Raw genomic sequence first — 12,621 nt, 5'->3', positions numbered from 1 at the left:
AAGAACAGGCCGCAGCCGGCCCACGCGTGATGAGAGGCGTTTGACTGATACGATTCTGATTGCCGACGATCACCCGCTGTTCCGCCAGGCCCTTGTCCTGGCGGTGCAGAAGGTGCTTCCCACGGCGCAAGTGCGGGAAGCGGGGACGCTTTCGGCCGCGGCTCATGCTGCGGTCGAGGCCAAAGACCTGCGTCTGATCCTGCTCGATCTCAAGATGCCGGGAGCCGTGGGCTATTCCGGGATCGCGCTGCTGCACGCGGAGCGGCCCTCGGTCCCGATCCTTGTCGTTTCGAGCGCGGACGGGGCCAGCGCGGCGGAGGAGGCGCGCGCTTTCGGGGCCATCGGTTTCCTGCGCAAGGATAGCGACCTGGCCGTGATCGAGGCCGCGATCCGCGATGCGCTGGGCGGCAAGGCCTCGGTAGCGCAGGGCAGCGGCGAAGCGCAGATCGACACGATCCGGCGCGATGTCGCGAATCTGACACCCACCCAGCTCAAGGTCCTGCTGGCTGTGATCGAGGGTCAGCTCAACAAGCAGATCGCCCATTCGCTGGGCATCAGTGAGGCGACGGTGAAAGCCCACATGACCGCGATCATGCGCAAGCTCGACGTGTCGAACCGTACCCAGGCGGCGCTTGTCGCCCGCTCGCTAGGGCTGGACCTGCGCCACTGACAGGGTGGAGAGGAATGTCTCTATCGCCGTGGCCGAGACCGGTTTGCCCAGCACCGTCACACCGATCACCGCCGCTTTCTCGCGCAGCTCCGGGCCGTCTTCGGCACTGATGATCACGGCGGGCAGGCGGGGGGCCTCCTCGCGCATGGCGGCGATCAGGCTGATCCCGTCCTCGCCGTTGTCGAGCCGGTAGTCGGCCAGAACCGCGTCCACGCGCCGGCTGTAGGGGAGGGCATCGGCAATCGTCGACACGCCAAAAGCCCGGTGCCCGAGCCGTTCGAGCAGGGCGATGCTGGCCTCGACGATGCGCGGGTCGTTGTCGACCACCAGAATGTCCAGCGGCAAAGGCGTGGCCGAAACGGTAGCGCGGGCCGGTGTTTCCGGCACCTTGTCGGGAGCGGCGGATGTAGCGGGCAGCCAGAAACTGAAACGGCTGCCCCGGCCCGGCACCGAGCGGACCGTGATTCTGCCGCCGAGCAGGCGCGCTATGCGGGTGGACAGGGCCAGGCCCAGCCCGAGACCTTCCGCCTCGACCGTGCCCAGCCGCGTGAATTCGCCGAAAATCACGTCAATCTGGCTGGCGTCGATGCCCACGCCGGTATCGAACACGTCGATGCGCAGGCCGCTGCGCCGCGGCCGCACCCCGACCAGAACGCCCCCGTGCTCGCAATAGCGCACGGCATTGGCGAGGAAGTTCTGGACGATCGAGCGCAGCAGGCCGGGGTCGGTGAAGACGTGGCCTGACAGTGGCCCGATGCGCAGTTCGAGCCCCTTGCGCTCGGCCATGGGGCGGAAACTTTCGGCAAGGTCCGAGAGAAAAGGGGCCAGCGCCAGCACTTCCGGCCGGGGTTGCACGCCGCCGGAATCGAGCTTGCTGATATCCAGAAGCGCGCGCAGCAGGTCCTCTGCCGCCGAAATGGCATTCTGCACGCGCTCCACCAGCGGCAGTGTATCCGGGGAAACGTCGCGTTCGATGGCGGCGGTGAACAGGCGCGCGGCGTGGAGCGGCTGCAGCAGGTCATGGCTGGCGGCGGCAAGGAAGCGGGTCTTCTCGCGGTCCGCCTCGGCCAGCCGCCGGTTGGCCTCGCTCAGTTCCCGCGTGCGTTCGGCGACGCGCTGTTCGAGCGTTTCGAGCGTGCGGCGCAGTTCCTCGCGGACGCGGGCATCCTCGGTGATGTCGGTAAAGCTCGTCACGTAGCCGCCGCCCGGCATCGGGCCGCCGACCGTCTTGATGACGCGTCCGTCCGGGTGCTTGCGCTCGAAGCTGTGGTCGAGCCCGCGGCGGAAGTGGTTGAGGCGTTTTTCGACGTGGAATTCGGGATCGCCGCTGCCGAAATCCCCGCGCAGGGCATTGTGGCGCAGCAGGTCGGCGATCGGGGCGCCTACCCGCAACATGCCCGGCGGATAGTCGAACAGGGCCTCGTAGCGGCTGTTCCAGGCGACCACGTTGAGTTCGGCATCGATAACGCTGATGCCGGCATCAAGGTTCTCGAAGGTCGCGGCCAGAAGCTGGCGCGAAAAGCGCAGGCTGCGGCCGCCTTCGTCGAGCAGCCGGGCGACTTCCGGCAGGCGCATCGTTCCGCCTTCGAGCGCGGAATTGATGAGGGCGCGCGCGGAGGATACGCCGACGACAGTGGCGATCAGGCTTTCCGCCCGCTTCGCCGAAATGCGGTCGAGCGGCATGCCTTCGTGAGCATCGGGGAATTCCTCGTGGGCGCGGTCCTCGCCGACGAAGCTGCCGGTCAGCGCGACAAGGTCTGCGAGGTCTGTCACCCGGTGCTGCCCGCGCCCGAACCGGGGCAGGGCGGGCGCCTTCAACCCCCGCGCCGCGATCAGGGCATAGACCGCAAGATTGGATCCCAGGCTCCAGAACACGCCGTGCACCAGCGGCGTCGCCTTGCCGATGCCGAAGAGCTTGAGCGGGTCGAACGGGGTGCTTGCGAGCGTGGCCAGCCAGCCGGGCGGGAGGATCGGCGGCAGCGCCAGCGTATAGAGCCAGAAGGCGAGCCCGGTGGCCAGGCTGGCGCGGGCGGCCACGGTGTCGCAGCCGCTGCGGTAAGTCGCCATCAGCAGGTGCGGGGTGAACTGCGCCATTGCGGCGAAGGCGATGAGGCCGATCGAGGCCAGCGAGTTTTCCGAGGAAACCAGCAGCGCCCAGACCAGCGCCAGCGCCATGATCGCGAAGATGGCCGCCTGCCGCACCCGCAGCATCCGGCGCCCCATCTGCCCCGGTCCCAATTTTCCGGCCCCCAATTTTCCGGATTGCCGCGCGAGCCCGCCTTTCATCACCGAGGGAAAGATGAGGTCGTTGGAAACCATGGTGGCCAGCGCCGTGGCATCGACGATCGCCATCGATGCCGCCGCGCCTACGCCGCCGAGCAGGGCGGCCGCCAGCACGAAGCCGCTGTCTGCGCTTTCCGGCAGTTGCAGCACGTAGCGGTCGGGGCCGACCGATGCCGGCAGCAGCGCGCTTCCGGCCAGTGCGATGGGCAGCACCAGCAGTGCCATCAGCGCGACATAGGCGGCGAGCCCGAAGCGGGCCCGCACGAAATCGCCCGGCTCGCGCGCTTCGACCAGCCCCATGTAGAACTGCCGGGGCAGGGCAATGATCGCCATAGCCGAAATCAGCGTGATGACGGCAAAGTCCAGCGACAAGTGCGCGGGGCTGAACTGTTCGCCCACGGCCCGCACGCCTTTGGCAATGGCGTGCGGCTCGGCGTTCAGCAGCAGCACGCCGGCCAACACCGCGACCACGGCGAGCGCGAGGAGCTTGAACAATGCATCGAGGCCGATCGCATAGACCAGCCCCTCGGCGCGTCCGGCCAGTTCGTAGCGGCGGGCGCCGAACAGCACGGCGAACAGCGCCAGAAGCAGCGCTGCCGCGATCATCACCGGCCCGGTGACGGGACGCGCCGAAACGATCGACATGGCGCTGCCGATCGAGCGCAGTTGCAGGGCGATGTAGGGGATCGAGCCGAACAGCGCCGTCACTGTCACCAGCCGGGCGACGATCACATCATGGCCGAAGCGGGCGGCGATGAAGTCCGATACGGTGGCGGCCTTCTCGGCGGCGACTGCCTGCGTCAGCCGGGCCAGAAAGCGCGGCGCGGCGATCAGCACGAGCATCGGCGCGGCATAGATCGGCAGGTAGTTCCACCCCTCGCGCGCGGCGGTGCCGACGGCGCCGTAGAACGTCCAGCTGGAACAATAGACGCCCAGCGCCAGCGTATAGGCCCAGCGCCGCAGCAGCGGGTGATGCGCGAAAGCCTTGCGCCGGGACTCGACCGTGGCGGCGATGGCAAAGAGGATCACCACCAGCGCCAGTGTCAGGATTGTCGATGAATATAATGGCATCCCGCGCGCCAAAAGCCTCCCCGAACGGACCTAGCAGTCCGGCGGCGGGGCGCAACTGCTGATCGCGTGCGAGGCGGGCTCACGGGCTGCGCGGCTGGGCATGGCCCGGCATGGGCTGCTTGCCCGAGACGGTGGGGTAGAGCACGCGCGAGGCAAGGTGGCGCCGAAAAATTCGCGTGGATCACCGGTGTCACCATGGGGGCAGAGAGGCGGGAAGGCACAGGACAAGTGGGCTCTTTCAGGCCCTTTGTGACACTGACGCAGCCCAAATGGCGCCTGCCCCGAAGGGGTTTGAAGAAAAACATGCCACTTCAGCGTCGACGCGACTTGATCTCTCCAGATGGCCCTGCTTCTCGCTTCCTTGGATTGGCGGGTTTTTCTTCTGATTGTGGCTGTGAGGAATTTGTTTTCCTGGCGCGGAATATTGTTAACTCATTCGAATTATTATTCTTTGCATTGGAAAGTGCGAGGGTGTTGTGATGTTCAAACAAGTGCTGATTGCGGCAGTTTTGGTGCTTGGCGGAGCATATGTTTTTGGAGCCTTGGGGCCATCGGGCTATTCGCGAGACGTCGGGCGCCCACAGGCCCAAGTCATGGCAGCGCTCTCCGGTCTTGACATCACCGCGCAGCCGGGCGCTCCGGGCAGCACCGCCGAGCGCGCCGGCGGAATCAAGCCGACCTTCCGTCTCGAGAAGGCCGATGACCATATGACTTGGTACGTCATGAGCGGCGACAAGGTCGCCACCACGATGACCGCGTATTTTCAGCCGATCGACGAGGGACGTCAGACCCGCGTCACCGCCAGCGTCAAGCGCGGCGATGCGCCCGACGACTTTGTCTCGCCGGCCTTTCGCTCGAACGGGCTGACCATGGGCCTGTTCACGATGGCGCTTGAGGGTGAATTGAACAAGCTGGTGCAGCCCGGCGCCACCGACCTTGCCCGTTGTGACGAGATCATGGCAGAATTCCAGCGTGCCAATGAGGCCGATGCGGGCAGTCGTGATAATCTTGCGCAGGCCATGGGCGGGACTGCAAAGACGATGCTGCGCCTCCATGCCACCGAGGCAGAATTGCGCAGAAATGGCTGCCCGGTAGACGATAACAACGGCGAATTCCGTAGCGTGAAATCGGAAATGGGCCCGCCCCCGGGTGGCATCACTCGCGATGGCCCCGAAGCTAGAGCAGAAGAGGAAGGCGGAGGATGGGGCAAGGACACTCTCTCGGCTTCCGCCCCATAAACCCCACTCCTAACACACCAGCACCAGCGCCCCCTCCACTTCCCCCTTGCGCAGCCGTTCCAGCGCCTCGTTCGCCTGCGCCAGCGGCATCGGCGTCACGTGGGTGCGGATGCCGGCCTCGGCGGCGAGGGCTAGGAATTCGGTGCCGTCCTGCCGGGTGAGGTTGGCGACGGACAGGATCGAGCGTTCTTCCCACAAGTCGGCGTAGGGGAAGGCGGGGATGTCGGACATGTGGATGCCGCCGCAGACCACGCGGCCGCCTTTCTTTACCGCTTTCAGCGCCTGCGGAACCAGCGCGCCTACGGGGGCGAAGAGGATCGCGGCGTCCAGCGGTTCGGGCGGCGTTTCGGTGGAATCGCCCGCCCAGGCACAGCCGATTTCGCGGGCGAAGGCCTGTGCCGCCGTATCGCCCTCGCGGGTGAAGGCGAAGACCTTGCGGCCCTGCCATACTGCCAGCTGGGCGAGGATGTGCGCCGCCGCGCCGAAGCCGTAGAGGCCGAGCACCGGAGCGTCGCCTGCCATGCGATAGGAGCGGTAGCCGATCAGCCCGGCGCAGAGCAGCGGGGCTGCGTGGAGGTCGTCGAAGGCGTCGGGAAGAGCGAAGCAGAAATGGGCGTCGGCCAGGCAGTGCGTCGCAAAGCCGCCGTCGCGGGTGAAGCCGGTGAACTGGGGCGTGTCGCACAGGTTCTCGCGCGCGCTGGTGCAATAGGGGCAGGTCCCGCAAGTATGGCCGAGCCAGGGCACGCCGACGCGCTGGCCCAGCGCGAAGTCCGTGACGCCGGGGCCGAGCGCCTCGACGCGGCCGACGATCTCGTGGCCGGGGATGATGGGGAGATGGCCGTGGATGTCGCCGTCCGCCACGTGGAGGTCGGTGCGGCACACGCCGCAGGCCGTGACCCTGATGCGCACTTCGCCAGGGCCGGGCTCGGGCAGGGGGCGCTCCACGGCGTGCAGCGGGGTGCCGGGGGCGTCGAGCTGCATGGCGTGCATTGTCATGGCGGTCTCCTGTCTGGGCGGCGTGCTCTGCTTTTCGTCATCCCCGTCCGCGCGGGGGTGACGAAGGATGGAGGGTGAGTCTGCCTTGCAAGATACCAGCTTCTACGGCATTTTTTCGAGCGCCGCTTGACCGGGATCACATCGCGTCATCGGATTGCCGTCTATCCGGGTCAATAATGATGGGTGCCCATGCGCACCCGCCACCACATCCTCAGACTGGACTGGAGCCCCCCCGCCATGCCCGAAACCCCGATATCTGCCCCTGCCACTCGTGTTGCGCTCATCACCGGAGGAACGACCGGAATCGGCGCGGTGACGGCGCTGGCCTTCCGCGACGCCGGTTATCGCGTGGCCGTGACGTACTTCGGCAATGCGGAGCAGGCGCAGGCCTTCTCGCAGTCCAGCGGAATTCCGGCTTTCGAGTGGGACGCCGCCGATAGCGACGCCTGCGAGGCGGGCATCGCGCAAGTGGCGGCGGCGCTGGGGCCGGTCGATATTCTCGTCAACAATGCCGGTGTCACCCGCGATGCCAGCTTCGCGAAGATGACCACCGAGCAATGGCGGCAGGTCGTGCGCAACGATCTCGACAGCTGCTTTGCCATGAGCCACGCGGTCTGGCCGGGCATGAAGGAACGCGGCTGGGGACGGATCGTGTCGCTCTCGTCGATCAACGGGCAGGCCGGGCAGTTCGGGCAGGCCAATTATTCGGCCGCCAAGGCCGGCGTGCTGGGGCTGACCAAGGCGCTGGCGCTGGAAGGGGCGCGGCACGGGATCACGGTCAACGCCATCGCGCCGGGCTATGTCGCCACGGAAATGGTGAAGGCAGTGCCGGAAAAGGTGATGGAAGGGATCGTCGCGCGCATTCCGGTGGGCCGGATCGGCGAGCCTTCGGAAATCGCACGCTGCGTGCTCTTCCTCGCGGCGGAGGAAGCGGGCTATATCACCGGCTCCACCCTGTCGGTGAACGGCGGGCTGAGGATGGACTGACATGATGGACCAGATCAAGTCCCACCATTCCCGCCAACAGTGCGACGACGAGGCCGCGCCCGATCCGATGGAAGGCCTGGCCGATCTGCTCGATCGCGTCGCCGGTTCGTCGCTGGCCCAGTGGACCTTGGGCGTCGCCCCGGAATCGCTGATGGGCGCTTATGCCGACTGGGCCGTGCATTTTGCCCGCTCGCCGGGCCGGTCGCTGCTGCTTGCGGCCAAAGGCGCCCGCAAGGCGCAGCGGCTGACCGACTATGCCACGCGCGCGCTCAGCGGGGGGGGGCGGGCCGACCGCTGCATCGCCCCGCTCGCGCACGATCACCGGTTCGACGATCCCGCATGGGATACCTGGCCTTACGGCTTGTGGCAGCAGAGTTTCCTGCTCACCCAGCAATGGGTCGATGCGGCGGTGCGCGATTGCCCCGGCGTTTCGCCCCATCACGAGGCGGTCCTGCGCTTCGCCCTGCGGCAGATGCTGGACATCGTCTCGCCGGCCAATTTCCCGGCGACCAATCCCGTGGTCCAGCAGCATATCCTGGAGACCGGCGGCAAGTGCCTGTTCGACGGCGCAAAGCTCTGGGCGGAGGATTGGCAGCGGCTGGTCCGGCGCGAGCCGGCCGATACCGGCGATGCCTTCGAAGTCGGCCGCAATCTGGCCGTCACGCCGGGCAAGGTGGTGTTCCGCAACGAACTGATCGAACTGATCCAGTATGCTCCCACGACCGAGCGGGTGCGGGCCGAGCCGATCCTGATCGTGCCCGCCTGGATCATGAAATACTACATTCTGGACCTCTCGCCGGAAAATTCGCTGATCCGCTTTCTGGTCGATCAGGGTTTCACGGTCTTCGCCATTTCCTGGCGCAATCCGCGGGCGGACATGCGCGAGGTCGGCATGGAAGACTATCGCCGCGACGGGGTGATGCGGGCGATGGATGCCGTCTCGGCGATCACCGGAGCCGAGCGTATCCACGCTTGCGGCTATTGCCTGGGCGGCACGCTGCTGTCGATCGCGGCGGCGGCGATGGCGCGCGATGGCGATACGCGGATCGGCTCGGTCACGCTGCTGGCGGCTCAGACCGACTTTACCGAACCGGGCGAGATCGGCCTGTTCATCGACGAGGCGCAAGTGCGCTATCTGGAAAACCAGATGTGGCAGCAGGGCTATCTCGACAGCCGCCAGATGGGCGGTGCGTTCGAGATGCTGCGTTCGGCCGACCTCATCTGGTCGCGCGGAGTGCAGGAATACCTGATGGGCGAGCGTGCGCCCGCCAGCGACATGATGGCCTGGAATGCGGACGGCACCCGGATGCCCTACGCGATGCATAGCCAGTACCTGCGGCGCCTGTTCCTCGAAAATGCGCTGGCGCGCGAGCGCTATGTCGCGGGCGGGGCGACAGTGGCGATGACCGACATCACCGCGCCGCTCTATGTCGTCGGGACCGAGGCGGACCATGTCGCGCCCTGGCGTTCGGTGTGGAAGATCCACACGTTGACCGATGGCGAGATCCGCTTCGTGCTGACCAACCGCGGGCATAACGCGGGCATCGTCTCGCCGCCGGGCGAGGGCCATCGCCATTACCGCGTGCTCGACCGGCCCGAAGACCAGAACCACCACGATCCCGACGCATGGCTGTCGATGGCGGCGCTGACGGAGGGCTCGTGGTGGACGGACTGGGCGGAATGGCTGCTTGCCCACTCCGGCCAGTCGGTTCCGGCGCGCGAGCCGGGCAATGCCAAGGCGGGATATCCCGTGCTGGACGATGCGCCCGGCCGCTACGTGCTGGAACGCTGATCCTCAGGGAACGCGCCAGTGCCCAGGAGAAAGCCCAGGCACCGCGCGTTGCCCTTTGGGATGGCAGCAGCGCGCGATGCGCCGGACCGGCTCCGGAGTTACGCGGCTTCGGAAGCTTCCGGGGACGCTTCCGAAGAGGTCTCGGCTTGCGGCTGTTCGGCTTCGGCCGCTGCGGTTTCTTGCGCTTCGGGCAGGGTATCCGACGGCGTGACTTGCCCCATCAGGCCGGACCAGGCACGCCACCATTCCATCTGGAATTCCTGCAGCGACTCAAAAGCGCGCATGGCCAGCAGGAAGGGGGCCTCGGGCTGCATCAGCGAGACCGGCGAGGAAGCATTCTTGGGCACTCCGAACGTCATGGCAGGGTTCCTTTCGTCCGCTGGCCTGAGGCATGGCCTACAATTCTGCGCCTGTATGTCTGCGGCTGCCGGCGATCGCCGCAAGGGTCCGGGCCTGCCTCCAGCGCGAGTCGCCGCCGGCATTCCTTTGTTGCCCACTATTGGGACCCGTTTATGACCATACCCCATGACCGGCCCGAAGCCAAAGCCCAGGAGCTCGTTCGCCATGCGTAAGCCTGTCGTTCTGCTCGCCGTTCTGGCGGCTTTTGCCGCGGCGGCGGGGCTGTGGTGGACGTTCGGGAGGCCGGGGACGAAAGTCACGGTGGCGGCGGTCGAGCGGGGGCCTGCGGTCGATCTTGTCTACGCCACTGGTTACGTCGAGCCCGAGCACCCGGTTACGGTGTCGGCGCGGGTGACGGCCCCGGTCCAGACCGTGCTGGTGCGCGAGGGGGACCGGGTGGCGCTCGGGCAGGCGCTGGTGCGGCTCGATGCCAGCGAGCAGCAGGCGCTCCTGACGCAGGCGCAGGCCGACGCCCGCGCCAAAACTCTCGCCGAGCGGCGGGTGGCGACGTTGTTCGCGCAAGGGTGGGTGACGAGCGCGGCCAACGATACCGCACGCGCGGCGGGGCAGGCGGCGCGCGCGCAAGTCTCGGCGCTCGATGCCCGGCTGGACCAGATGACGGTGCGCGCGGGCATTTCCGGCGTCGTGCTCAAGCGCGATGTCGAACCGGGCGATCTGGCGGTGCCGGGCAAGACCCTGATCCAGTTGGGCGATCCGGCGCAGGCGCGGATTACCGCCACGGTCGACGAGCGCGACATCGTTCGCGTCCATGTCGGGCAGGTGGCGCTGCTGTCGACCGATGCCTTGCCCGGCAAGGTGATCCGGGGGCGGGTGAAGGAGATCACGCCCGGCGGCGATCCCACCCAGCGCGCCTTTCGCGTGCGCATCGGGCTCGATCCGGGAACGGACCTGCCGTTCGGGCTGACGCTGGAGATCAACGTGGTCACGCGCGAGCACGCCCAAGCGCTGCTGGTGCCGGCCGATGCCGTGGTGCAGGGCAAGGTCTGGGTGGTGCGCGACGGGCGCGCCGTGCAGGTGCCCGTGCGCACCGGGATTACCGGGACCGAGAAGGTCGAGATCGTCTCCGGCCTCAAGGCAGGGGACAGCGTCGTCGTCCATCCGCCCGAGGGGCTTGAGGACGGCGGCCGGGTCAGGACATGATCGGCAGGACCGGGTTCCTTGTCGGCATTGCCCTGCGCCACCTCTCGCGCCGCCGCCGCCAGACGGCGGTAGCCGTGAGCGGCGTGGCGGTGGGCGTCGGCTTCTTCCTGGCCGTCTCCGCACTGATGGTCGGCAGCCAGAACGACTTCATCAAGCAGCTGATCGACGCGGCGCCGCACATCATCATTTCCGACGAGCTGCGCAGTCCCTCGCCGCAGCCGGGCACGCGGGTGTTCGGGAACGGCGCGGTGGACCTGCACGGCTACAAGGTCCGCACCGAAGTGCGCGGGATCAAGGACTGGCAGGCGGTACTCGCTGCCGCCAATGCCGTGCCGGGCGCGATCGCTTCGCCCAGCCTTACCGGCGGCGTGACGCTGCGCCTGGGCGGGCATGACGAGGCGATCAGCATTGTCGGCGTCGAGCCCGAGATCGAAACCCGGATCAGCACGATCGAGGACCAGCTCCTGACCGGCCGGCTGCGCGATCTGGAAACCACCCAAGGCGGCATCATCATTGGCGAGGATCTCGCGCGGCGTCTCGGCGTGCGGGTGGGCGACATTGTCGCGGCGACGTCCGCCACGTCGAGCGGGCGTTCGATGCGCGTGGTCGGGCTGTTCAAGAAGGGCCAGACGCAGCTCTCCGCCGGGGTCGGCTATGTCCTGCTGCGCGAGGCGCAGTCGCTGCTCGGGCGGCCTTTCATCATCAACCGGATCGGGGTGAGACTGGCCGATCCCTATGCGGCGGAGACAGTCGCCAAGCGGCTGGAGACGCGCTTCGGCTACAAGGCGGAAAGCTGGCAGGAACGCTCCGCCGATTTCCTCTCGCTGCTCATCACGCGCAATGTCATCATGTATTCGGTGGTCTCCGCGATCCTGCTGGTGGCGAGCTTCGGCATCTACACGGTCGTCTCCAACAGCGTATCGGACAAGCAGCGCGACATCGCGATCATGCGCTCCATCGGCTTTTCCGAAGGCGACCTGCAGTTCATCTTCGTGGTCGAAGGGCTGATCCTCGCGCTGATCGGCGTGCTGTTCGGCTGGCTGCTGGGCTATGGGCTGATGGCGATCCTGGGCTCGCTGGAGTTCCCGATCCGCGGCGACATCGAGCACATTCCGCTCGACCGCTCGCCCCGGCAATACGCGATTGCCGCCGCTGCCTCGTTCTTCGCGGGCGCCATCGCCGCCTGGTTGCCTTCGCGCAAGGCCTCGCGCGTCGATCCGGTCGACATCCTGCGGGGCGCGGTATGAGCGCGATCATTGAGGCGCGCGGGCTGGGGCGCACGCTGCCCGGCGATCCGCCAGTCACGCTGCTGCGCGACGTCAGCCTGACCATCGAGCCCGGCGCGTTCACTTCGATCGTCGGCCCTTCGGGCTGCGGCAAGTCCTCGCTGCTCTACCTGCTCGGCCTGATCGACCGGCCGACGACGGGCGAACTGCTGGTCGAGGGCCGCGAAGTCAGCCACTTGTCCGGCGACGAGCGCGCGCGCATCCGGTTGGCGCGGTTCGGTTTCGTCTTCCAGTTCCACTTCCTGCTGCCCGAGTTCTCGGCGCTGGAGAACGTCATGCTGCCGATGCAGCGGCTGGGGCGGTTGAGCCATGCCGAAGCCCGCGCAAGGGCGCTGGAACTGCTGGCGGGCGTCGGGCTGGAGGAAAAGCACGCCAAGACGCCGGACCGCCTCTCCGGCGGCGAACGCCAGCGCGTCGCCATCGCCCGCGCACTGGCCAACGACCCGGCGCTGATCCTCGGCGACGAACCCACCGGCAATCTCGACAGCCACAACAGCGCCCGCGTGGTGGAAACCCTGCGCGCCCTGGCCCACGAACAGGGCCGCGCGGTGGCCTGCGTGACGCACGATCCGGGCATTGCGGAAGTGTCGGACATCCAGATCGAGATGCTGGACGGGCGCGTGGAGCGGGTGATTGATCGGCGTGGGGTGGTTTCGGGCGAGGTTTGACCGGCTGGACCAAATTCGGGTGCGTGCGGGGATGGCTGCTATCTTTGGTTTCTACCCGAAAGCGGCCTTT

At 67.3% G+C, this 12,621-nt stretch carries 10 protein-coding genes; 7 read left to right on the top strand and 3 right to left on the bottom strand.

Features of this window, described 5'->3' with window-relative positions:
• The first annotated feature begins 40 nt into the window (after window positions 1–40).
• Complete coding sequence (locus NN5_RS22010; RefSeq protein WP_067738313.1) at window positions 41–670, top strand: response regulator transcription factor; 630 nt, start codon at window positions 41–43, stop codon at window positions 668–670.
• Here NN5_RS22010 and NN5_RS22005 read toward each other — a convergent pair.
• Entirely contained in the window at window positions 647–4,024 is a 3,378-nt protein-coding gene (locus NN5_RS22005; RefSeq protein ID WP_067738311.1) for a hybrid sensor histidine kinase/response regulator, read from the bottom strand. The two genes, NN5_RS22010 and NN5_RS22005, sit on opposite strands and share 24 nt — an antisense overlap.
• 593 nt (window positions 4,025–4,617) lie before the next feature.
• On the opposite strand from NN5_RS22005, the gene NN5_RS22000 reads away from it, so the two are divergent.
• Window positions 4,618–5,262 (top strand): hypothetical protein, encoded by a 645-nt coding sequence (locus NN5_RS22000; RefSeq protein WP_157081264.1) that lies wholly within the window; start codon window positions 4,618–4,620, stop codon window positions 5,260–5,262.
• A 9-nt stretch (window positions 5,263–5,271) separates the two neighbouring features.
• Here NN5_RS22000 and NN5_RS21995 read toward each other — a convergent pair whose 3' ends face one another.
• Window positions 5,272–6,252 carry a zinc-dependent alcohol dehydrogenase family protein gene (locus NN5_RS21995; RefSeq protein ID WP_084385103.1) on the bottom strand — a complete coding sequence of 327 codons (981 nt, stop codon included), beginning with the start codon at window positions 6,250–6,252 and terminating at the stop codon, window positions 5,272–5,274.
• 243 nt (window positions 6,253–6,495) lie between these two features.
• On the opposite strand from NN5_RS21995, the gene phbB reads away from it, so the two are divergent.
• Together phbB and NN5_RS21985 are read left to right on the top strand one after the other, a co-directional pair.
• Window positions 6,496–7,245 (top strand): acetoacetyl-CoA reductase, encoded by a 750-nt coding sequence (phbB, locus tag NN5_RS21990; protein ID WP_067738305.1) that lies wholly within the window; start codon window positions 6,496–6,498, stop codon window positions 7,243–7,245.
• Between the two features lies 1 nt (window position 7,246).
• A complete protein-coding gene (locus NN5_RS21985) occupies window positions 7,247–9,037 on the top strand; it encodes a PHA/PHB synthase family protein (RefSeq protein ID WP_373280352.1) in 1,791 nt (596 codons plus the stop codon).
• 98 nt (window positions 9,038–9,135) lie between these two features.
• Here the strand turns inward: NN5_RS21985 and NN5_RS21980 are convergent, their stop codons facing one another.
• Complete coding sequence (locus tag NN5_RS21980; RefSeq protein WP_067738303.1) at window positions 9,136–9,396, bottom strand: hypothetical protein; 261 nt, start codon at window positions 9,394–9,396, stop codon at window positions 9,136–9,138.
• Between the two features lie 205 nt (window positions 9,397–9,601).
• Between NN5_RS21980 and NN5_RS21975 the strand changes: the two genes are divergently transcribed.
• From NN5_RS21975 to NN5_RS21965, 3 genes are read left to right on the top strand one after another with little or no spacing between them, the layout of a single operon-like run.
• A complete protein-coding gene (locus NN5_RS21975; RefSeq protein ID WP_067738300.1) occupies window positions 9,602–10,597 on the top strand; it encodes an efflux RND transporter periplasmic adaptor subunit in 996 nt (331 codons plus the stop codon).
• Window positions 10,594–11,844, top strand: coding sequence for an ABC transporter permease (locus tag NN5_RS21970; protein ID WP_067738297.1), 1,251 nt, complete (start codon window positions 10,594–10,596; stop codon window positions 11,842–11,844). The genes NN5_RS21975 and NN5_RS21970 overlap by 4 nt, the downstream gene beginning before the upstream one ends.
• Window positions 11,841–12,551, top strand: a complete 711-nt coding sequence (locus NN5_RS21965) for an ABC transporter ATP-binding protein (protein WP_067738294.1) — start codon at window positions 11,841–11,843, stop codon at window positions 12,549–12,551. Before NN5_RS21970 ends, NN5_RS21965 begins: the two co-directional genes overlap by 4 nt.
• The last annotated feature ends 70 nt before the right edge of the window (window positions 12,552–12,621 follow it).

The organism is Novosphingobium naphthalenivorans NBRC 102051 (assembly GCF_001590985.1).
GTDB classification, from domain to species: domain Bacteria; phylum Pseudomonadota; class Alphaproteobacteria; order Sphingomonadales; family Sphingomonadaceae; genus Novosphingobium; species Novosphingobium naphthalenivorans.
The sequence above is the reverse complement of the archived record's forward strand: the minus strand, read 5'-3'. Positions and strand labels throughout refer to the sequence as shown.